Source organism: Micromonospora sp. CMU55-4, from assembly GCF_011602315.1.
Classification (GTDB): Bacteria; Actinomycetota; Actinomycetes; order Mycobacteriales; family Micromonosporaceae; genus Micromonospora; species Micromonospora chalcea.
The window spans coordinates 108,312-126,850 of record NZ_JAAOLH010000007.1 but is presented as its reverse complement, the minus strand read 5'-3'; the positions used below and the strand labels follow the sequence as shown (position 1 = coordinate 126,850).

The window sequence follows — 18,539 nt, the reverse complement described above, 5'->3', positions numbered from 1 at the left end:
TCGGCCCCGAATTCGCAGGAGCGGTGCGCGGTGGCGGCGCTAGCATCGGCTACCCCGTCACCGTCGGCGGGCTGAGGAAGGGAGCGGCGATGGCGGACGTGTCGGTCGACGTGCCGTCGCCCCTGCGCAAGTGCGTCATCTTCTGCGAGGTCGAGTGCGTTCGCCTGTGCTGTGGGGTCGACGCCGTCTCCACCGATCCCGCCCTCATCGAGGACTGGTGCCGTCAGGTGGGCTCGGCCGCGGTGGTCGAGGCCCGCCGTCAGCTGGCCGAGCTGATCGAGGTGGTCGAGGACAGATCCCAGTGCGTCACGTCGGACTTTCTGAACCACCGCACACATGACGAGGCCGCACGGCGTGAGTTGCTGGACTTCCTGACCGCGCTCGACGCCGGACTGACGGCTGGCGACGCGTTGTGAGCGGTCGAGGCTGTCGACCAGAGCTCGATTCACGCCGCTGACGAGTCGCGTTGCCGTTCGGCCTCAGGCCGGCTCACTCATCCCGCAGCGGCGGGGGAAGTGGCACTTCTCCCCGCAGTGCCATCTCGGCCAGCTCGATGCGCTGCGGGTGGAGTACGTCGTCGCAGAGCGGGTGACCGGGCACATTGATGCAGAGCTGGCCCGCCACCGCCTCGCAGATCGGGCACTGGAGGAACAGCCCGCACTGCGGCACCAACTCGCCGCCCTGGGCCAGTGCACCCCGGCCGATCTTGACGATCGCCCGGTACAGGTCGTCGTCCTGATGCCGGGCGGCACTGGCTGCCACCTCCCGCATGCCCTCCCAGAACAGCTCTGCGGCCATCGGCTCGTCAATGTCGATACGCACGGTCGGGAATACCCGCCCTGGGCGTGATGGAACCTCTCCCTCCGGACTTGCGATGATCAGGTGGTGACCTCCTACGTGTCCCACACCACCGTGGACTGTGCCGACGCCTATGCCCTGTCCCGCTGGTGGGCATCGGTTCTGGACTACCGCGAGGACCCGGCCGATCCGAACGAGCCGGGCCATGAGGAGTGCATGATCTACTCGCGGGACGGGCGGCACCGCTTGCTGTTCATCGAGGTGCCGGACGCGAAGCAGGTCAAGAACCGCATCCACCTCGACCTGCGTCCGGTCGAGGGGACGCGCGACGAGGAACTGGCCCGGCTGACCGGGCTGGGTGCGGCGGTGGTGGCCGACCGGCGGGAGGCCGACGGCACCGGCTGGGTGGTGCTCGCCGACCCGGAGGGCAACGAGTTCTGCATCCTCCGCAGCGACGCCGAGGTGGCCGCCACCCGCCCGTAAAAGCGACCGAGCCCAGGCGCTCGCCCTGGCTCCCACCGATCTTGGAGTTGTGGCGCCCACAACGCCCCGTTTCGCGAAGTTCGGCAGGCACCACAACCCCAAGATCGATGGGGAGAGCGGGGAGAGCGGGGAGAGCGGGGAGAGGGGGGACGGGAGAGGGTCGGCGGGGCGCTTGTGGCACGCTGCGATGGTGATCGAGCTTGCGGACATCCAGGCGGCCGCCGACCGGATCGCCGACGTCGTGGTGCACACGCCGACCCTGCCCAGCCCAGGGCTGTCCGAGCTGCTCGGCGTACCTGTCACCGCCAAGCTGGAGCTGCTGCAACGTACCGGATCGTTCAAGGCCCGGGGCGCGGCGGCGAAGCTGCTCGCGCTCGACGACGCCGAGCGGGCGGCCGGGGTGGTGGCGGTCAGCGGCGGTAACCACGGCATCGCGGTCGCGGTGATGGCCGGGGCGCTCGGGGTGGCGGCGACCGTGGTGATGCCGCGCAGCGCGCCCGCCCGCGCTGTCGAGGTGGCTCGCGCGGCCGGGGCGGACGTGCGGCTGACCGAGGACATGGCCGGTGCGTTCGCGCTGATGAACCGGCTGCGGGACGAGGGTGTGACGCTGCTGCACCCGTTCGACGACCCGATCGTGCTGGCCGGGCAGGGCACTGTCGGGCTGGAGCTGGCCGACGACGCCGGTGAGCTGACCGACGTGCTGGTCAGCATCGGCGGGGGCGCGCTGATCTCGGGCGTGGCGGCGGCGCTGCGGGCGCGCCGGCCGGGGGTACGCGTCTGGGGCGTGGAGACCGAGGGCGCGCAGGCGATGTCGCAGGCGATCGCGAAGGGCGGCCCGGTCGAGGTGCCGTTGTCGTCGATCGTGACCACGCTCAGCGCGCCGACCGTCTCGCAGCTCACCTACGATCATGTGACCGCGCTGGTCAGCGACGTCCTCGTGGTCTCCGACGCCGAGGCGGTGCGGGGCACGCTGGAGCTGGCCGAGCACGCCAAGGTGTGGGCCGAGCCGGCCGCCGGGTGCCTGCTGCCCGCCGCCCGCCGGGTGATCGAGCGGGTCGGCGGCGACGCCCGGCTGGGCCTGGTGGTCTGCGGCGGCAACGCCACGGTGGCCGACGTGACCACGTGGGCGGGCCGCTTCGGCGTCTGACCCGCCGCGCCAGAGCGGGCGACCGCCGCGCACGAGCCGCAGAACCTGGGGTACGCCGGCCGGCTCGATTCGGACGGGTGGGACCGAGCGGCCGGCGTACGTCAGGACGTGGTCGGACTGACCCCGTCGAGCAGCTCGGCGAGCTTGGCCGCGGTGGTCGGGGCGTGCAGGTGCAGGCGCGCCACGTTGATGCTGTCCGTGCCGACCACGGCGAGCAGGGCCTGGCCGTTGATCGCGTACACGCTGAGGTAGCCGCCCGCGTTGCGGACCGTGGACTGCTGGAAGTCGCCCTGTCCGAGCCGGAGCCCGACCTGGCGGCCGAGCCCGTACGTGGTGGCGGCGAGCGCGGCCAGGTCGTCCGGGTCGGCGCCGTTCTGCAGGTTGTGCGTGACGAGCAGGCCGTCGACGCCGCCGAGGACGCACCCGTGCACGCCGGGGATCTGCAACCGCAGCGCGGACAGTTCCTGGGCGATGGCCGGGTACGGCAGGGTCGGGTTGCCGGCCAGCGAGGGCGGAAGCGCGCGTGGTGGCGGCAGGGTGCCGGTCTGGGGGCGCGTACGGCGGGGGAGGTCGTCCACCCGGCTCACAGTTCCAGGCTCTCCTCGATCGTGCGCAGTTGGTGCCGCGCCATCGCGAGGTTGGCCCGGCTCTTGCTGACCATCAGGTAGAGGAACAGGCCCTTGCCGGTGCGGTTGCTCAGCGGGCGGATCAGGTGGTACTGGCTGCCGAGCGTGATCAGGATGTCCTCGATCTCGTCGTCGAGCTTGAGCATCTCGATGGTGCGCAGCTTGGCGCGTACGACGTCGGTGTTCCCGGCGGCGGCGACGGTCAGGTCGATCTCGCCGGTGCCACCGGCGACGCCGAGGGTCATGCCACTGGTGTAGTCGACGAGCGCGGCGCCGATCGCGCCGTCGATGTTCATCGCGTTCTTCAGCGCGATGTCAAGGTTGCCCACGATTTCTCTCCCCAACTCGGGCCGCTGTCCGCTGGAAGCGCGACAGCGGATTCGTCCGTCGAGGCTCGCATATGGAGGTGCGAGGTGCACACGGACCACCGGTGATCCACCTGAGCGGGCCCTCCGGACGGGCCACCGGTCCCGCGGGAGGGACCACGCCGTCCATCGCCGATCGCCGTCCGTCCCGGCAAGACGGTGCATCCATGCTATGTAGAGTTCCGATAGAGTGCCGCTGTGCGACTGACCATCCCGGTGGCGAAGGTGCTCTCGGCGCTGCTCGCCGAACCCGAGGCGCCGCGCTACGGCCTCGACCTGATGCGGCTCACCGGCCTGCCCAGCGGGACGCTCTACCCGGTGCTGCACCGCCTCCAGGCGGCCGGCTGGCTCACCGCCGACTGGGAGGCCGTCGACCCGGTCGCCGCCGGCCGCCCGGCCCGCCGCTACTACCGCCTCACCGGGGAGGGCATCCGCTCGGCCCGGCTGGCGCTGGCCGAGCTGCGTGCCCTCGTACCCGCCGAACGTGCCGGCGCGGACCCGGCGTGGTGACCCGGCGGGTGGCGCGTACCGCCGGGGTGTTGCTGTTCGCGCCGCCGGCCTGCCTCGCGGTCCTCGTGGCCGCGGCCGCGGCGATGGCCCTGGCGCACGGGTGGCTGGAGATGCGCGCCGCCGCGCAACTGCCGGCCTGGTCGGCGCTCACCGCGCTGCTCGGCGTGGCGCTCGCGCTCGTCGTCGCCCGGGCCGCGCGCCGGACCGTACGCGTGGGGGCGCTGCCCACCGCGCTCGGCGTGGTGCTGCCGATCGCCGCGACGGTGACCGCCACGTCGGCGCTGCTCGCCGCCCGGGGCGAGAGCCGGGTGGGGGAGAAGGTGCCCGGGGTGCTGCTCTGGCTGGCGCTGCTGGTCGCGGCGCTGTGGGCCGCCGGGGCGCTGGCACGCCGGGGCCGGGTCCGGGCCGCGTGGCTGGCCGGGCTGCTCGGCGCGCTGGTGGCGGCCGACGCGGCGGTGGTGCTCGCGGTGGTCACCTCGATCCCGGCCGGCGCGCCCGTGGCGGACGGCCTGCCGCCGGACTCGGTGGACCGGATCTCCGCGCCGCTGTGGCTGTTCACCTGCTGGACCGACTCGTCGTTCGGGCTGCCCCGGCCGACCGGCTGGGAACGGTTCCTCATCACCGACCGGGTGCTCGTCGAGCCGATGTTCTACCTGGCGTGCACGCCCTACGTCCTGGCGTACGCGATCGCGGCGGCCCGGCCGGCGGCGGCCGCCGCGCCCGTCCCGGCTCTCGCCTGAAGGGTCAGGAGTTCCAGCTCAGCGCCCGGCCCGCCCGCTCGTAGTGCCGTGCCAGCTCGGCGTCGATCCGCGCGGCCCGTTCCTCGGTGAGCGTCACGGCCGTACCAGCAGCCCGCCGCCGTCGGAGCCGCCCCGGGGCCGGAACAGGTCGGCGGCGTTGCCGAGCATGGTCAGCGCCGGCTGGGTGACCGGCCCGCGCCGTACGTCGCCGTTGACGAAATGGCCCAGCTCGTGCCCCAACAGCGCCACCCGCGCGGGCCCGTCCAGGGCGCCCCACAACGGCAGCCCGAGGCCGAGCACGCGCCGCCGGCGCAGCCCGACCGCTGTCGCGTACGCGTTGATGCCGCCGTCGACGCCGATCACGTGCGGCATCGGCGCGCCCACCGCGGACGCCACCTCGCGGACCAGGGCGTGCAGCTCCGGCGCCTCCTGCGCGGTGAGCACGTCCAGGTCGCCGTCGACCCGGCCGAAGCGCGGGCGCAGCGCCACCGCCAGCGCGATCAGCGCCACGCCGCCGACCACGGCGAGGTTCGGGAAGGGGTACGCGAACAGCAGCCACACGCCGGCCGCCGCGAGCCCGGCCACACCGAGCAGGAGCAGCACCGAGATGCCGGTGACGAGGAGGCCGGCGAACCCCGGCCCGGTCGACTTCAGCGACCGGGCGACCAGGGCGGCGTACTGCTGACGGGTGAGCCGTGCGGCGAGCCGGTGGGTCCGCCGGTCGACAGGCGACCAGCCGAACTCGGGCGCCTGGCGGCGCGCGTCGTAGGTGTCGAGGTTCCAGTCGCATCCGGGGCACCACGGCAACGCCCCGTCCAGCGACACCGGCGTCGTGCCGCAGCGCGGACAGGCCCCCGTGCCCGTCGTCATGGTGATCACGAGCGCCGATCCTGTCCGGTTCGCACCACTGGCGGTACCCGCCGTTCGGACGAGGACGGGCTTGCGCGGTTCCCCACCGCAACCGTCCCGACCAGGTCTAATGTGGAGAAGCGTGACTATTTGGGCCGTTCCGGTGGCGGACGGGCGGTTACCAGTGCACAGTGATCGCATGAGCGACGACGGAAGTGGTGGGCACTACTACTGGTGCACGCGACACCACCGGGTCGAGACCGATGCCGACGTGTGTCCCGCACGGCACGTTCTCGGACCGTACGCCTCAGCCGCCGACGCGGACAACGCCCTGCAGACGGTGCGGGAGCGGAACGACGCGTGGGACGCCGAGGACGCCCGTTGGGCCGGGGAGGGCCGCTAGACGGCGCGGGAGGGCCCGCGTCGAGGTGATCCGTGCTCCCGCGAGGGCGGGAGCACGTCCCCAGGAAAGGGAACCGAGATGGCCGAAGCACAGCAGGCCACCCGCCCGGCCGCGAAACGGACGACCGCGAAGAGGACCGCCGCGGGCAGGTCGACGACGGTCACCAAGGCGTCGCCGAACGCCTCGGGCGCCGGCGCCGGACGGACGCCGGCGAAGAAGGCGGTGGCGAAGAAGGCGGCCGCCAAGAAGGTCGTGTCGGCGGTCCGCGGGGCGCCGGCCACGAAGGCCACCACCAGGACGACCGCCAAGAAGACGGCCGCGAAGAAGGCTGGTACCCGGACGGCGCCGGCTGGCCGGGCCACCGCCAAGAGCGCGCCCGCCAAGAAGGCCACCGCGAAGAAGACGACGGCGAAGAAGACCACCGCGGCGAAGAAGACGACGGCCGCGAAGAAGACCACCGCCGCCCGGAAGACCACGGCGGCGAAGTCGACTGTCACCGCGCGCAAGAGCACCACCGCGAAGAAGGCGCCGGCCCGCAAGACGACCGCGAAGAAGACGGCGGCGGCGACGAAGGCGACCGGAGCGCGGAAGGTCACCGCGGCGGCGAAGAAGACCACCGCCGCCAAGAAGACCACAGCGGCGAAGAAGGCTCCGGCGAAGAAGGCCACCGCCTCGACCCGCCCCACGGCGCGCAAGACGGCGGCGAAGAAGGCGCCCGCGCGCAAGACCACCACCGCGCGCAAGACCACCACCACGGCGAAGAAGACCACGGCGGCCAAGAAGGCGCCCGCCCGCAAGACCACCACCGCCAAGAGCACCGCCCGGAAGGCGCCGGCCCGCCGCGCCTGACCCCCGCCGCCCTCCCGCGGGGCGCCGCACGGACACGGCGCTCGCCCCGAAGGGCGGAACGAGCGGGGCGCTGTCAGGATTGACCACGTGGTGATCCGACGCGTACTGGCGCCCCGTATCGACTTCGGCGCGCTGCGCCGCGAGCTGGGACTGCCCGAGAGCTTCCCGGCCGCGGCGCAGCGCGAGGCCGACGCGGCCGCAGCCGCGCCGCCACCGGCCGTCGCCGACCGGACCGACGTCCCGTTCGTCACCGTCGACCCGGCGACCTCGCGCGACCTCGACCAGGCCATGCACCTCGCCCGCCGTCCCGGCGGCGGCTACCGCGTCCGGTACGCGATCGCGGACGTGCTGACCCACGTACGCCTCGGCGGTGACCTGGAGGCCGAGACGTGGCGCCGGGGGCAGACGGTCTACCTGCCCGACGGCAACGTGCCGCTGCACCCGCACACGCTCAGCGAAGGGGCGGCCAGCCTGCTGCCCGACGCCGACCGGGCCGCGGTGCTCTGGACCGTCGACCTGGACGCCGACGGCGCCACCGTCGCGGTCACGCTGGAGCGGGCGCTGGTGCGCAGCCGGGCCAAGCTCGACTACGGCGGCGTGCAGCGCGACGCCGACGCCGGCCGGCTGCCCGAGCCGATCGCCCTGCTGCCCGAGATCGGGGCGCTGCTCACCGCCCGTGGCCTGAGCCGGGGCGCGATCAACCTGCCGCTGCCGGAGCAGGACGTCGAGCCCGACGGCGACGGGTGGCGGCTGGTGCTGCGCGGCCCCGGCCCGATGGAGGAGCACAACGCCCAGATCTCGCTGCTGACCGGGATGGCGGCGGCCGACATCATGCTGGCCGGCCGGATCGGACTGCTGCGCACCATGCCCAGTCCCCGCGCGGAGGCGGTCGAGCGGCTGCGGCTGGCCGCCGGACCGCTCGGCGTGCCCTGGCCGGACGGCACCCCCGTCGGTCAGGTGCTCGACGGGCTGGACACCTCCCAGCCCCGGGTGGCCGCCTTCGTCGACCAGGCCGCCGAGCTGATGCGCGGCGCCGCGTACACCGCGTTCGACGGTGAGCTGCCCGAGCAGCCCGAGCACGGCGGGGTGGCGGCCGCGTACGCGCACGTCACGGCGCCGCTGCGGCGGCTGGCCGACCGCTACGCCACCGAGGTCTGCCTGGCGCTGCACGAGGGCCGGGAGGTGCCCGAGCAGGTGCGGGCCGCGCTGCCGAAGCTGCCCGAGGTGATGGCCACGACCGACCGGACCGCCGGCGCGGCCAGCCGCGGCGCCGTGGAACTGGCCGAGGCGGTGCTGCTCGCGCACCGGGTGGGGGAGACGTTCGAGGCGGCCGTGCTCGACGTCGACGAGCCGCGCCCGGCGGGCAACGGCCGGTCCGGCCGACCGCCCGGCGGCACGATCGCGCTGGACGAGCCGCCGGTCCGCGCCCGCTGCACCGGCGAGCTGCCGCTGGGCGAGCGCGTCCGGGTACGCCTCACCGTCGCCGACCCGGCCCAGCGCCGGGTCGCCTTCGAACGGGCCTGACCAGCGGCCATTGTCACAGCATCGGGATGCACCGCACGCCGCCTCGCTTTGCGAGGATGAGCGCATGGCTTACGACGCGACCACGCTGCCCGACGTCTCCGGGCTGACCGTCGGCATCATCGGTGGCACCGGCGACCAGGGACGAGGTCTCGCCTACCGGTTCGCCCGCGCCGGGCAGAGCGTGCTGATCGGCTCCCGCACCGCGGAGCGGGCCTCCCAGGCCGCCGCCGAGATCGCCGCCCTGCCCGGGGTGCCCGACGGCGCCATCGTGTCCGGCGGCGACAACGAGGACGTGGCCCGGCGCAGCGACGTGGTGATCGTGGCGGTGCCGTGGGACGGGCACGCGGTCACCGTCGCCGCGCTCGCCGAGCCGCTGGCCGGCAAGATCGTGGTGGACTGCGTCAACCCGCTCGGCTTCGACAAGCAGGGCCCGTACGCGCTCGACGTACCAGAGGGCAGCGCGGTGCAGCAGGCCGCCGGGCTGCTGCCCGAGTCCCGGGTGTGCGCCGCGTTCAACCACGTCAGCGCGCCGCTGCTGGCCGACCCGCAGATCGACCGGATCGACCTCGACGTGCTGATCTGCACCGAGGACCGGGAGGTGGCCGGCGTGGTGGCCGCGTTGGCCGCGCGGATCCCCGGCATGCGGGGCATCTACGCCGGCCGGCTGCGCAACGCCCACCAGATCGAGGCGTTCACCGCCAACCTGATCGCGATCAACAAGCGCTACAAGGCGCACGCCGGCATCCGCGTCACCGACCTCTGAACCGCCGCGCGCCGCGCGGCGCGCGGCGCGCGCGCGTGTTAAGAAGGGGCCCCTCCTCTACGCCAGGCGTTAAGAAGGGGCCCTTCCTTACACCCTCAGAAGGTGTGCTCGGCCGCGGGGAAATCGCCGCCGCGTACCTCGTCGGCGAACCGGCGGGTGGCGTCGGTGAGCGCGCCCGCCAGGTCGGCGTAGCGCTTCACGAAGCGGGGCGCCCGGCCGGTCCGCAGCCCGGCCATGTCCTGCCACACCAGCACCTGCCCGTCGGTGTCCGGGCCGGCCCCGATGCCGACGGTGGGGATGGCCAGCTCGGCGGTGACCCGCTTGGCGACCTCGCCCGGCACCATCTCCAGCACCACCGCGAACGCGCCCGCCTCGGCCACCGCCCGCGCGTCGGCGAGCACCTCCTCGGCCGCCTCGCCCCGGCCCTGCACCCGGTAGCCGCCGAGCGTGTGCTCGCTCTGCGGGGTGAAGCCGATGTGCGCCATCACCGGGATGCCGGCGCCGGTGATGGCCTCGATCTGGGCCGCGCAGCGCCGTCCGCCCTCCAGCTTCACCGCGTGGCAGCCGCCCTCCTTCATGAACCGCACCGCGGTGCGCAGCGCCTGCGCCGGGCCCTCCTCGTACGAGCCGAACGGCAGGTCACCGACGATCAGCGACTGCTTCGTGGCCCGTACCACGGCGCGGACCAGCGGCAGCAGCTCCTCGGCGGTCACCGGCAGCGTGGTCTCGTAGCCGAACACGTTGTTCGCCGCCGAGTCGCCGACCAGCAGCACCGGGATGCCCGCCTGGTCGAAGATCGAGGCGGTGTACTGGTCGTACGAGGTGAGCATCGCCCAGCGCTCGCCGCGCTCCTTGGCGGCGATCAGGTCGCGGGTGCGTACCCGCCGGGTGGCCGGGCCGCCGTAGAGCGCCGTCACCTCGGCCGGGGTGGACTCCACCATGACAATCTCCTTCCTCGAGGCCGCGCACGCGGTCCCCGGGTTCCCCGCGATCGTCGCACCGGGCGACGGCCCGCGGGCAGATCGGAGTGGAGGATGTCACTCCCCGGCCGGGAGCGGTCAGCCGTCCTCGCGCCACCGGTTGGTGATCGGCAGCCGCCGGTCCCGCCCGAACGCCTTCATGGAGATCTTGGTGCCCGGCGCGGACTGCCGTCGCTTGTACTCGGCGGTATCCACCATCCGCAGCACCTTGTCCACCACCGCCGGGTCGTGGCCGGACTCGACCAGGCCGTCGCGGCCCAGGTCGCCGTCGACGTAGCCGATGAGGATCGGGTCGAGCACGTCGTAGTCGGGCAGCGTGTCGCTGTCGAGCTGGCCGGGGCTCAGCTCGGCCGACGGCGGCTTGCCGATCGAGTTCTCCGGGATCGGCGGCGTCTGCCCGCGCCGTGCCGCGTCGGCGTTGCGCCACTTCGCCAGCCGCCACACGAGCGTCTTCCAGACGTCCTTGACCGGGTTGTAGCCGCCCACCGAGTCGCCGTACAGCGTCGAGTAGCCCACCGCCAGCTCGCTCTTGTTGCCGGTGGTGAGCACCAGGTGGCCCTCCTGGTTCGACAGCGCCATGAGGATCACGCCGCGTACCCGGGCCTGGAGGTTCTCCACCGCCACCCCGGACAGCGACATGTTCGCCAGGAACGTGTCCACCATCGGCTGGATCGGCTCGACCCGGTAGTCCAGGCCGGTGCGCTTGGCCAGGTCCTCCGCGTCGGTGCGGGAGTGCTCGGAGGAGTGCTGGCTGGGCATCGAGACGCCGACGACCCGCTCCGGGCCGACCGCGTCCACGGCGATGGCCGCCGCCACCGCCGAGTCGATGCCGCCGGACAGGCCGAGCACCACCGACGGGAAGCGGTTCTTGTCGACGTAGTCGCGCAGGCCCAGCACCAGCGCGTGCCACACCTCGGCCTCGTCGGCGACCGGCTCGATGATGCCGCCGTCCGCAGCCGGTCCGGGCGGCGTGGCCGGGATCGTCGCCACCTCGCCGCGGACCACCCGCATGCCGTCACTGAGCCCACCGGCCTCGCCGGGCGCACCGGCCGCCGCCGGCAGCTCCAGGTCGTGCACCAGCAGGTGCTCGACGAACTGCGGAGCCCGGGCCAGCAGCGTGCCGTCCGCGGCGACGATCATCGAGTCGCCGTCGTAGACCAGCTCGTCCTGGCCGCCGACCATGTTCACGTACGCGACGGCGGCCCCGGCCTCGGCGGCGCGCCGGCGCACCAGCGGCAGCCGCACGTCGTCCTTGTTCAGCTCGTACGGCGAGCCGTTGATGCTCAGCACCAGCCCGACGCCGGCCTGCCGCGCCGCCGCGAACGGCCCACCGGCCTGCCACAAGTCCTCGCAGATGGTCAGCGCCACGTCCACCCCGCCGACGCGCACCACGGTGAGCGTGTCACCGGGGACGAAGTAGCGGTCCTCGTCGAACACGCCGTAGTTGGGCAGGTGGTGCTTGAAGTAGGTGGCGACGACCTCGCCCCGGTGCAGCAGCGCCGCCGCGTTGCGGGCACCCTTGCCCGGCTCCGCGTCGGAGCTGACCTGCGGCGGGCCGTCGGCGTCCAGGTAGCCGACCAGGACCGGCAGGTCACCGTGGCCGTCGGCGGCGAGGTCGGCGGCGAGCCGGTGCAGCGCGGCCCGGGACGCGGCCACGAACGAGCGGCGGAAGACCAGGTCCTCGACCGGGTAGCCGGTCAGCATCAGCTCGGGGAACAGGACGAGCTGGGCGCCGGAGCCGGCCGCCTGGCGGGTCCACTCGCGGACCAGGCCGGCGTTGCCGGCGAGGTCGCCTACCGTCGGGTTGACCTGGCACAGGGCGAGACGCAGGGTGGGCATGTCCTCATCTTCCCCCAGCCCTCCCGGCCGAATCCGACCGGTTGGGGCAGACAGGCGTGCCGGCCCGCGCGTCCCAGCGCGGCGGACACGGCGGGACGGCCGGCCGGGGAGGGCGTAACGTCGGCGTAACGAGCCCGGTGGAGACTGGGCGGTCAGGCCGAGCCGGCCCGGCGCCGGTGCGGACGTACGTGTAACGAGGGGTGGAAGTGGACCGTCAGCAGGAGTTCGTCCTCCGTACGCTGGAAGAGCGGGACATCCGTTTCGTCCGGCTGTGGTTCACCGATGTGCTCGGCACGCTCAAGAGCGTCTCGGTGGCCCCGGCGGAGCTGGAGGCGGCCTTCGACGAGGGCATCGGTTTCGACGGCTCCGCGATCGAGGGCTTCGCCCGGGTCTTCGAGTCGGACATGGTCGCGATGCCGGACCCGACGACGTTCCAGGTCTTCCCGTTCGAGGGCGGCGTCAGCGGCGAGAGCGCCCGGATGTTCTGCGACATCTCGCTGCCCGACGGCAGCCCGTCCTGGGCCGACCCGAGGCACGTGCTGCGCCGCATGCTCTCCCGCGCCGCCGACAAGGGCTTCACGTTCTACACCCACCCGGAGATCGAGTTCTTCCTGCTGGAGAACGGCCCGCAGGACGGCTCGGTGCCGATCCCGGTGGACACCGGCGGCTACTTCGAGCACACCACGCACGCCGTCGCGCGGGACTTCCGCCGCCAGGCGGTGCTGGCGCTGGAGCGGATCGGCATCTCGGTGGAGTACAGCCACCACGAGGTCGCCCCCGGCCAGCAGGAGATCGACCTGCGCTACGCCGACGCGCTCACCACCGCCGACAACATCATGACCTTCCGGCACGTGGTGAAGGAGGTCGCGCTTTCCACCGGCGTGCAGGCCAGCTTCATGCCGAAGCCGTTCACCGACCAGCCCGGCAACGGCATGCACACCCACCTGTCGCTGTTCGAGGGGGAGCGCAACGCGTTCCACGACGCCGGTGACCCGATGAAGCTGTCGAAGGTCGCCAAGTCGTTCATCGCCGGGCTGCTCACCCACGCGCGGGAGTACACCGCGGTGACGAACCAGTGGGTCAACTCGTACAAGCGGCTGTTCCCGCAGGCGCTGCCGGACCGGATCACCGAGAGCCCCGCGTACGTCTGCTGGGGTCACCTGAACCGGTCCGCGCTGGTGCGGGTGCCCGCGTACGGCAAGCCGAACTCGGCCCGGGTCGAGGTCCGCTCGCTGGACTCCGCGACCAACCCCTACCTGGCGTTCGCGGTGATGCTCGGCGCCGGCCTCAAGGGCATCGAGGAGGGGTACGAGCTGCCGCCGGGCGCCGAGGACGACGTCTGGTCGCTGAGCAGCGCGGAGCGCCGCGCCATGGGCTACGAGGCGCTGCCGGAGAACCTGGCCGAGGCGATCGACGTGATGGCTGGCTCCGAGCTGGTCGCCGAGGTGCTCGGCGAGCACGTCTTCGACTTCTTCCTGCGTAACAAGCGGGCCGAGTGGGAGCAGTACCGCCGCGAGGTCACCCCGTACGAGCGGCAGCGCTACCTGTCTCTCTAGATCATCCTGGCACGGTGCCGCTATCGTCTGCGGCACCGTCCCGGCACCTTCGCCGGGCGGGTGAGCCGGGGAGGCGTTGGGTGCTGGGAGACCTGCTCGACGGGGCGTGGCAGAGCATCGTGTTCGGGATCGTCGGGGTGGCGCTGATGGCCGCCGGATTCCTGCTCGTGGATGTGCTCACCCCGGGCAAGCTGCGGGAGCTGATCTGGGTACGCCGCAACGGCAACGCCGCGCTGCTGCTCGCCGCGAACCAGCTCGGCATCGCCGGCATCGTCTTCACCGCCGTGCTGACCAGCTACAGCTCGTTCACCAAGGGGCTCGCCTCCACTGTGGTCTTCGGGCTGGTCGGCCTGCTGGTGATGGCGCTGGCGTTCCTGGTGCTGGACCTGCTCACCCCGGGCCGGCTGGGCGACGTGATCGCCGCCGAGGAGCCGCACCCGGCCGCCAAGGTCAGCGCCGCCTCCCACTTCGGCGCCGCGCTGATCGTCTGCGCCTGCATCGCCTGAGCGGTGTCGTACCCCCGGGTTAGCGTCCGGGGGTGAACCGCACCGATCGCCTCTACGCCCTGGTCGAGGAGCTGCGGGCGGTGTCGCCGCGCCCGCGCAGCGCGAGCTGGCTGGCCCGCCGCTTCGAGGTCAGCACCCGCACCGTCGAGCGGGACATCTCCGCGTTGCAGGGCGCGGGCGTGCCGATCTGGGCCGAGCCGGGCCGCACCGGCGGCTACGTCGTCGACCGGGCGCGCACGCTCCCGCCGGTCAACCTGACGGCGGCCGAGGCCGTGGCGATGGCCGTCGCGCTGCACCGGCTCGGCGGCTCCCCGTTCGCCGCGGCGGCCGGCGCCGCGCTGCGCAAGCTGGTCGCGGTGATGCCACCGGCCGCGGTGGCCGAGGCGCACCGGCTCGCCGGCCGGGTGCACCTGGTGGGCGACGGGCCGGGCACGCCCGTCCCGGCCGTCGTCGCCGACGCGGTCGCCGCCGGGCGGGTGCTGCGCCTGCGGTACGCCGACCGCGACGGCGCCGACTCGGTACGCGACGTGGAGCCGCTGGCCTACCTGGGCAACTCGGTGCACTGGTATCTGGTCGCCTGGTGCCGGCTGCGCGACGGTGTGCGCTGCTTCCGCACCGACCGGATCCGCTCGGTGCGCCCGCTCGCCGAGCCGGTGACCCGGGAGTGGTGTGCTGACGACCTCGATGTGCCGGTCGACCGGGTGCGCCCGCTCACGCTGGTCTGATCCCTGTGGAAACACCGACAGGACGCTGTCGTGTCCCGGCACCACGCTGATTCCTGACGACGTCGGCCGACCGCTGGCGCGAACCTCAGGAGGAAGCATGTCCAGCACGCCCGTGACCTGGTTCGAGATCAGCTCCGACCGCCCGGACGAGGCGCAGCGGTTCTACGCCGACCTGTTCGGCTGGAGTTTCGAGGAGCAGGGCGGCCCGGCCGGGTCGTACCGGCAGACGACCGCCGGCGGTGAGCGGGGGATCGGCGGCGCGATCCGGGGCACCGACGCCGGCAACTACGCGATCTTCTACGCCGAGGTGGCGGACGTCGCGGAGACCTGCCGCCGGGCCGAGGCGACCGGCGGCGTCGTGGTGACGGGGCCGGTGACCACGCCGGCCGGTCTGGTGCGGGCCCTGTTGCACGACCCGTCGGGCAACCTGCTCGGCGTCTTCACCCCGCCGGCCGGCCGCTGACCCCGGTCCGTCCACCCGTGGCGGCCGGCCACCGTGGAGCGACGGCGGGCGAGAGACCGGTCGATGTCGGGTCCGGTGATCGCCGGAGAGGATCTTGGATGCGCCCCCTACCTCGGGTTATGTTCAAGATCCTCCGAGTCGGACGGCCAACGCCGGTCGGCTCGCACAGTCAGGAGAAGCGTATGACCAACGACGGCCACCCCTCTTCCCCCGCCACGGACATCACCGGATCCACTGTGAACCGACGCCGCATGCTGACCATCGCTCTCGGTGGCGCCGCCACCGTGGCCCTGCCCGCGCCGGCCTGGGCGGCCGACGACAAGCGCCCCGGATCGAGCCGGAAGCCGGCGCTCACGTCGGACGATCGCAAGATCATCGCCCAGGTCTCGGCCGAGCGGGCGCTGGCGCACCTGCGCGTCCTCAGCGAGGAGATCGGGCCGCGTATCGGCGGGACCGCCTCGGAGCGGCGTGCCGCCGACTACATCGCCAAGCAGCTCGACCGCCTCGGCTACCAGGTTCGGCTGGAGCCGTTCGCGGTGGCGGACAAGTTCCTCGCCCAGCTCGCCTCGCCGGCCGGGCTGCCCACCGACCTGAACTGGCAGGCCGGCGCCTCCCCGCAGGCCGCGCTGGACACCACAGTCCAGGGTGACGTGGTGGACGTGGGCGCGGGTGCTGAAGAGAACTACCCGGCGAGCGTAACCGGCCAGATCGTGCTCGTCGACTACGTGGCGGCCCGGCGCGAGCAGTTGGTCGCCACCGCTGTGGCGCGCGGCGCGGCCGCCGTGGTGTTCCTCGCCGCCGACGGGGTGCCGCCCCGGCGCAGCAGCGCGTTCTCGCCGACCCTGCCGGGCTCGGCGGGCACGCCGGTGCCGATCCCGGTGGTCGGCGTCGCGCAGGCACAGAAGGAGCGGCTGCGTGCCCTGCTCGCGGCCGGGCGGCTCACGCTCACGATCTCCACCGTCGCGCACCGCAACCTGGCGTCCCACAACGTCGTCGCGGAGCGGGTCGGGCGGTCCGGCGCGAACGGGCCGGTCGTCATGGTCAGCGCCCACTACGACACTGTCATCGGCGCCCCCGGCGCCAACGACGACGGTTCCGGCACGGTGCTCTGCCTCGAACTGGCCCGGGTGATGAAGGCGATCCCGGTCGACGCCACCCTGCGGTTCGCGCTGTGGGGCTCGGAGGAGCAGGGCCTGCTCGGCTCGCGTCACCACGTCCGGCAGCTCCCGCAGGCCGAGCGGGACCGCTTCCTGGCGGTGTACCAGAACGACATGGTCGCCACGAGCTGGGACCCGGCCACCCTCTACTGGCTGCTGTCCTTCACCGGCCAGTCCAACCGGGCCACCGACGAGGTGGCCGCCGCCGGTGTACGCCTCGGCTACGACCCGCGGATGTCGCCGGTGACGCAGCGCGGCTCCAGCGACCACCAGTCCTTCCAGGAGGTCGGCATCGCCAGCGCCAACTTCTCCTGGCGGGGTGAGACGAGCCCGGCGCTGCTGGAGCCGCCGTACCACACCCCGGAGGACACCATCGCCAAGAACATCAGCCTCGAGCGACTCCAGGTCTCCCTCGAACTGATCGGCTGCGCCGCGTACGCGACAGCTCGCTGATTTACTGCCGTCCCCGTGCCGCCGGCCGCGGTGTCACGGGGACGGCGACCGGCGCCGCACCGGGGAGTCCCGGTGCGGCGCCTCTGTCCCGCCCGCCTGGTGTCAGGCGGTGGCCTCGCCGGCGCCGGTCACGAGGAGGGCCGGCCGGCGGGAAACGGCGTGGCCGTGCGGTCACTTGCCGTCCGGGCCGCCCTTGCCGCGCTCGCCGTGCGGGCCGCCCTTGCCGTCGTGGCCGGGGCCACCCGGGAACACGCCCGCCTCGGCGGCCTTGAGCACCGCGTCGGCCTGCTCCTGGGTGAGCTTGCCGTCGGTGACGGCCTGGTCCAGGCGCTCCTTCAGCGCGGCCTGCCGGTCCTCGGTCGACGGCCGCTCCGGCCGCTCCGGGCGGTCGCCCTGCCGCTGCTCGTGCAGCTTCTCCAGCGCCGCGGTGACCTTGTCGGTCGACACGCCCAGCTCCTTGGCGAGCGCCTCGGCGAACTCGGCCTGCCGGTCGGCGTGCTTCTGGCGGCGTTCGTCACCCTGGTCGGTGCTGCTGGCGCTCGAGGACGGCTTCGGGTTCTTGTCGTCGGCGAGCGCCACCGTCGGGGCGGCGATCCCGACGCCGAGCACGCCGGCAGCGGCCAGGCCGGCCAGCAGGTGCTTCTTCGACATCGTGCGGATCATGCGATTCTCCTGTTCGGTGGTGGTGCGATGACGTCACCGACAGTGAGCCCCGGAACTGAGGGCAACCCGTGGCGAACCTGTCAGCAGGCTGGCAATCCCGTCCGGAAGGCCCGTTTTATTCGTGTTGCCGGTGTGCCGGAGCGCCCGCGAGGCTGGGCGAAACCCGACGAAAGGCCACGCCATGACACAGCCTGCCATCCGCGAGATCCCGCTCACCGGGCCGGGCTCCGGCCCGTACTCGATCACGGTCGGGTCCGACGGCGCGCTCTGGCTGGCGCTGGCCGGCTCCGGCGGCGTCGCCCGGCTCGGCCCCGACGGTGAGGTGCGGACCTACCGCGACGACCCACCCGGCAGCCGCCCGCTGATCATCGTCGGCGGCCCCGACGGCGCGCTCTGGTACACCCGCTCGGGCGACGACCGGCTCGGCCGGATCACCGTCGACGGCGAGACCGGCTCGGTGGCGCTGCCGCCCGGCTGCGGCCCGTGCGGGCTGGCGGTGGGCCCGGACGGCGCGCTCTGGTACGCCGGCATGAACGACGACACGGTCGGCCGGGTGAGCGTCGACGGGGAGGTGACGTCCGTCCCGCTGCCGGTGGAGAAGGGCTTCCCGTCGATGCTCGCGGCCGGCCCGGACGACGCGCTCTGGCTCACGCTCAACCAGGCGAACGCGATCGCCCGGATCGACCTGGACGGATCGGTGACGCTGCATCCGCTGCCCACCGAGGCGGCCGGGCCGGTCGGCATCACCCGGGGTGTCGACGGCGCGCTCTGGTTCGTCGAGATCGCCGCCGGGCAGGTCGGCCGGATCACGCCGGACGGGCGGATCGACGAGTTCCCGCTGCCGGACCGCGCGGCACGCCCGCACGCGATCGTCGCCGACCCGGCCGGCGGCTGCTGGTTCACCGAGTGGGGCGCCAACCGCATCGCCCACCTCGACCCCGACGGCCACATCACCGCCCACGATCTGCCCACCCCCGCGTCGGAGCCCCATGGCCTCACGGTCACCCCCGACGGCACGGTCTGGGCAGCCCTGGAGATCGGCGCGGTAGCCCACCTCACCCCGCCCGCGCCGCGTTGATCATGAGGTTGGCGGCAGTTGTGGATCTTTGAACTGCCGCTAACTTCATGATCGCCGGGCCT

Annotated in this window: 22 protein-coding genes; 15 read left to right on the top strand and 7 right to left on the bottom strand. The window is 73.3% G+C overall.

Going from position 1 to position 18,539, the window contains the following annotated elements; all coding sequences use genetic code 11:
* The first annotated feature begins 89 nt into the window (after positions 1–89).
* Positions 90–416: a DUF6331 family protein gene (locus tag HA073_RS14585; RefSeq protein ID WP_166456643.1), complete on the top strand. Its 327-nt coding sequence runs from the start codon at positions 90–92 to the stop codon at positions 414–416.
* A gap of 73 nt (positions 417–489) precedes the next feature.
* Here HA073_RS14585 and HA073_RS14580 read toward each other — a convergent pair whose 3' ends face one another.
* A complete protein-coding gene (locus tag HA073_RS14580; protein WP_166456642.1) occupies positions 490–822 on the bottom strand; it encodes a hypothetical protein in 333 nt (110 codons plus the stop codon).
* A 63-nt stretch (positions 823–885) separates the two neighbouring features.
* Between HA073_RS14580 and HA073_RS14575 the strand changes: the two genes are divergently transcribed.
* Positions 886–1,281 (top strand): VOC family protein, encoded by a 396-nt coding sequence (locus tag HA073_RS14575; protein WP_166456641.1) that lies wholly within the window; start codon positions 886–888, stop codon positions 1,279–1,281.
* A gap of 187 nt (positions 1,282–1,468) precedes the next feature.
* On the top strand, positions 1,469–2,428 hold the full coding sequence (locus HA073_RS14570; protein WP_205797313.1) for a threonine/serine dehydratase: 960 nt from the start codon (positions 1,469–1,471) through the stop codon (positions 2,426–2,428).
* 101 nt (positions 2,429–2,529) lie between these two features.
* Here the strand turns inward: HA073_RS14570 and HA073_RS14565 are convergent, their stop codons facing one another.
* Together HA073_RS14565 and HA073_RS14560 are read right to left on the bottom strand one after the other, a co-directional pair.
* Positions 2,530–3,015, bottom strand: coding sequence for a roadblock/LC7 domain-containing protein (locus HA073_RS14565; RefSeq protein WP_043329275.1), 486 nt, complete (start codon positions 3,013–3,015; stop codon positions 2,530–2,532).
* A complete protein-coding gene (locus HA073_RS14560) occupies positions 3,012–3,383 on the bottom strand; it encodes a hypothetical protein (protein ID WP_013287772.1) in 372 nt (123 codons plus the stop codon). Before HA073_RS14560 ends, HA073_RS14565 begins: the two co-directional genes overlap by 4 nt.
* A 234-nt stretch (positions 3,384–3,617) precedes the next feature.
* Between HA073_RS14560 and HA073_RS14555 the strand changes: the two genes are divergently transcribed.
* Together HA073_RS14555 and HA073_RS14550 are read left to right on the top strand one after the other, a co-directional pair.
* Positions 3,618–3,929: a PadR family transcriptional regulator gene (locus tag HA073_RS14555; RefSeq protein ID WP_043329277.1), complete on the top strand. Its 312-nt coding sequence runs from the start codon at positions 3,618–3,620 to the stop codon at positions 3,927–3,929.
* Positions 3,923–4,669 (top strand): hypothetical protein, encoded by a 747-nt coding sequence (locus tag HA073_RS14550; protein WP_274479139.1) that lies wholly within the window; start codon positions 3,923–3,925, stop codon positions 4,667–4,669. The genes HA073_RS14555 and HA073_RS14550 overlap by 7 nt, the downstream gene beginning before the upstream one ends.
* A 93-nt stretch (positions 4,670–4,762) precedes the next feature.
* On the opposite strand, the gene HA073_RS14545 is transcribed toward HA073_RS14550, so the two are convergent.
* The gene (locus HA073_RS14545; RefSeq protein ID WP_166456639.1) at positions 4,763–5,539 is read right to left on the bottom strand and encodes a M48 family metallopeptidase; all 777 of its coding nucleotides are present in this window, start codon (positions 5,537–5,539) and stop codon (positions 4,763–4,765) included.
* A 178-nt stretch (positions 5,540–5,717) separates the two neighbouring features.
* Between HA073_RS14545 and HA073_RS14540 the strand changes: the two genes are divergently transcribed.
* The 4 genes from HA073_RS14540 to npdG all read left to right on the top strand — a co-directional run bounded on the left by HA073_RS14540 (position 5,718) and on the right by npdG (position 9,057).
* Entirely contained in the window at positions 5,718–5,921 is a 204-nt protein-coding gene (locus HA073_RS14540) for a hypothetical protein (protein WP_018787041.1), read from the top strand.
* Between the two features lie 78 nt (positions 5,922–5,999).
* The gene (locus HA073_RS14535; protein ID WP_083297053.1) at positions 6,000–6,770 is read left to right on the top strand and encodes a histone; all 771 of its coding nucleotides are present in this window, start codon (positions 6,000–6,002) and stop codon (positions 6,768–6,770) included.
* A gap of 87 nt (positions 6,771–6,857) precedes the next feature.
* Positions 6,858–8,294 carry an RNB domain-containing ribonuclease gene (locus HA073_RS14530; protein ID WP_166456638.1) on the top strand — a complete coding sequence of 479 codons (1,437 nt, stop codon included), beginning with the start codon at positions 6,858–6,860 and terminating at the stop codon, positions 8,292–8,294.
* 64 nt (positions 8,295–8,358) lie between these two features.
* Positions 8,359–9,057, top strand: a complete 699-nt coding sequence (npdG, locus tag HA073_RS14525; RefSeq protein WP_069088968.1) for an NADPH-dependent F420 reductase — start codon at positions 8,359–8,361, stop codon at positions 9,055–9,057.
* Positions 9,058–9,152: 95 nt separating this feature from the next.
* Here the strand turns inward: npdG and panB are convergent, their stop codons facing one another.
* Together panB and HA073_RS14515 are read right to left on the bottom strand one after the other, a co-directional pair.
* Positions 9,153–9,998 (bottom strand): 3-methyl-2-oxobutanoate hydroxymethyltransferase, encoded by an 846-nt coding sequence (gene panB / locus HA073_RS14520; RefSeq protein ID WP_043329285.1) that lies wholly within the window; start codon positions 9,996–9,998, stop codon positions 9,153–9,155.
* 117 nt (positions 9,999–10,115) lie between these two features.
* The gene (locus HA073_RS14515; protein WP_166456637.1) at positions 10,116–11,876 is read right to left on the bottom strand and encodes an NAD+ synthase; all 1,761 of its coding nucleotides are present in this window, start codon (positions 11,874–11,876) and stop codon (positions 10,116–10,118) included.
* A 206-nt stretch (positions 11,877–12,082) separates the two neighbouring features.
* On the opposite strand from HA073_RS14515, the gene glnA reads away from it, so the two are divergent.
* From glnA to HA073_RS14490, 5 genes are all read left to right on the top strand, one after another.
* Positions 12,083–13,432 carry a type I glutamate--ammonia ligase gene (glnA, locus tag HA073_RS14510; protein WP_036344036.1) on the top strand — a complete coding sequence of 450 codons (1,350 nt, stop codon included), beginning with the start codon at positions 12,083–12,085 and terminating at the stop codon, positions 13,430–13,432.
* Positions 13,433–13,512: 80 nt separating this feature from the next.
* Positions 13,513–13,938: a DUF350 domain-containing protein gene (locus HA073_RS14505; protein WP_166456636.1), complete on the top strand. Its 426-nt coding sequence runs from the start codon at positions 13,513–13,515 to the stop codon at positions 13,936–13,938.
* Between the two features lie 32 nt (positions 13,939–13,970).
* Positions 13,971–14,663 carry a YafY family protein gene (locus HA073_RS14500; protein WP_166456635.1) on the top strand — a complete coding sequence of 231 codons (693 nt, stop codon included), beginning with the start codon at positions 13,971–13,973 and terminating at the stop codon, positions 14,661–14,663.
* A 97-nt stretch (positions 14,664–14,760) separates the two neighbouring features.
* Entirely contained in the window at positions 14,761–15,126 is a 366-nt protein-coding gene (locus tag HA073_RS14495) for a VOC family protein (protein WP_166456634.1), read from the top strand.
* A gap of 251 nt (positions 15,127–15,377) precedes the next feature.
* Positions 15,378–16,736 carry a M28 family peptidase gene (locus tag HA073_RS14490; RefSeq protein ID WP_240925767.1) on the top strand — a complete coding sequence of 453 codons (1,359 nt, stop codon included), beginning with the start codon at positions 15,378–15,380 and terminating at the stop codon, positions 16,734–16,736.
* Between the two features lie 171 nt (positions 16,737–16,907).
* On the opposite strand, the gene HA073_RS14485 is transcribed toward HA073_RS14490, so the two are convergent.
* Positions 16,908–17,399 carry a hypothetical protein gene (locus HA073_RS14485; protein WP_043329298.1) on the bottom strand — a complete coding sequence of 164 codons (492 nt, stop codon included), beginning with the start codon at positions 17,397–17,399 and terminating at the stop codon, positions 16,908–16,910.
* Positions 17,400–17,580: 181 nt separating this feature from the next.
* Here HA073_RS14485 and HA073_RS14480 point away from each other — a divergent pair, with 181 nt between their 5' ends.
* Positions 17,581–18,477, top strand: coding sequence for a virginiamycin B lyase (locus tag HA073_RS14480; RefSeq protein ID WP_166456632.1), 897 nt, complete (start codon positions 17,581–17,583; stop codon positions 18,475–18,477).
* Positions 18,478–18,539 lie beyond the last annotated feature (62 nt).

Excerpts from the sequence above, each read along its gene's own strand:
- HA073_RS14585 (WP_166456643.1), top strand. The coding sequence starts at position 90 with ATGGCGGACGTGTCGGTCGACGTGCCGTCGCCCCTGCGCAAGTGCGTC.
- HA073_RS14570 (WP_205797313.1), top strand. The coding sequence starts at position 1,469 with ATGGTGATCGAGCTTGCGGACATCCAGGCGGCCGCCGACCGGATCGCC.
- HA073_RS14545 (WP_166456639.1), bottom strand. The coding sequence starts at position 5,539 with ATGACGACGGGCACGGGGGCCTGTCCGCGCTGCGGCACGACGCCGGTG.
- HA073_RS14540 (WP_018787041.1), top strand. The coding sequence starts at position 5,718 with ATGAGCGACGACGGAAGTGGTGGGCACTACTACTGGTGCACGCGACAC.
- HA073_RS14535 (WP_083297053.1), top strand. The coding sequence starts at position 6,000 with ATGGCCGAAGCACAGCAGGCCACCCGCCCGGCCGCGAAACGGACGACC.
- npdG (WP_069088968.1), top strand. The coding sequence starts at position 8,359 with ATGGCTTACGACGCGACCACGCTGCCCGACGTCTCCGGGCTGACCGTC.
- panB (WP_043329285.1), bottom strand. The coding sequence starts at position 9,998 with ATGGTGGAGTCCACCCCGGCCGAGGTGACGGCGCTCTACGGCGGCCCG.
- HA073_RS14515 (WP_166456637.1), bottom strand. The coding sequence starts at position 11,876 with ATGCCCACCCTGCGTCTCGCCCTGTGCCAGGTCAACCCGACGGTAGGC.
- HA073_RS14495 (WP_166456634.1), top strand. The coding sequence starts at position 14,761 with ATGTCCAGCACGCCCGTGACCTGGTTCGAGATCAGCTCCGACCGCCCG.
- HA073_RS14490 (WP_240925767.1), top strand. The coding sequence starts at position 15,378 with ATGCTGACCATCGCTCTCGGTGGCGCCGCCACCGTGGCCCTGCCCGCG.
- HA073_RS14485 (WP_043329298.1), bottom strand. The coding sequence starts at position 17,399 with ATGATCCGCACGATGTCGAAGAAGCACCTGCTGGCCGGCCTGGCCGCT.
- HA073_RS14480 (WP_166456632.1), top strand. The coding sequence starts at position 17,581 with ATGACACAGCCTGCCATCCGCGAGATCCCGCTCACCGGGCCGGGCTCC.